Consider the following 1,046-nt stretch of genomic DNA (forward strand, 5'->3'; position numbering starts at 1 on the left):
TATCAATATTAAATAAACCATATTCACTTATTTCCGTTTTCGGTAATTATGTAAATACGAAACCCCTTCAGCAAGTAAACTGAAGGGGTTTTTTCTAGATACATTAAATACTGATAAGTGGTGTCATGGTAACTACGGTTGTGTAGAATGTATATGTTTGATTTTAAAATAAATATGTATATACAAGTTTTATAATTGTTACGGTTGCTCCAAGATAAGCAAACCATTCCCAGAGGGGTGTTTTTTATTTAGAATCATTCATATTGTTATGTTCTCCTTTTTTTAACATCTGTTAAACAATATATTATCATAATTATGAGATTTTTGATTAATTAGATCATTTTAATTAAGTAGTTCTTTACTTCGAATAGATTTTATAATCTCTTTATTTATACACTTTTGAATGTATACTTTTCTCAGTGTTTCTACTAAAAATAGCTAAGGTAGGATAAACCTAATAAAATAAACAAAATGAAAGTAAACTAATTATTTAAAAATTTTACTTTCAAATCAGAAAAGGTTAGATCCTCGATAGGCTTCACCCCAGCCATAAACCTTACGATCAAAAACAAAGGGTAACTCAATTATCAAACTCATATAAATTTTCAATCCTGTCTAAACACCCATTAGGATATGCAACTGATTATCTATTTTTCTTTACATAATCTCCAGATACAGTCCATATCAACTATAGATTCTTGTCTTATGCTAAATGTAATCAAAAAGCAAGTAGATAAAGATAATGATTAAAACATTAACTCTACATACTTTTTGATGAATATTACAAATAAACAGGAGGTAATGAAAAATGATTAAAACATTATTAGCAGGAGCACTTTTAAGTACAGGATTGGTAGCGGGAGGTGCAGCAGGTGCAGATGATGCGAAAATGGACAATTTAAAGTCAAATGAAAATGGTTCAAATCAAGTAATTACACAAAGTGCAGATGGAACAACGTCTTTCTCACAAAACTTTGATTTACCTAAAGATGCAGTGCCAGCAACTCCTAAAGGAGATGTAAAAACTGTTGAAAAATCAGAAGGTA

The 1,046-nt window shown here is 29.2% G+C and carries 1 pseudogene; it reads left to right on the top strand.

The annotated features are described in order from the left end of the window. Window positions 1-808 precede the first annotated feature (808 nt). Window positions 809-1,046: pseudogene (locus tag HMPREF2590_RS23740) on the top strand (hypothetical protein); the annotation flags it as partial.

Source organism: Bacillus sp. HMSC036E02 (assembly GCF_001836235.1).
In the GTDB taxonomy this organism is placed as follows: Bacteria; Bacillota; Bacilli; order Bacillales; family Bacillaceae_G; genus Bacillus_A; species Bacillus_A cereus.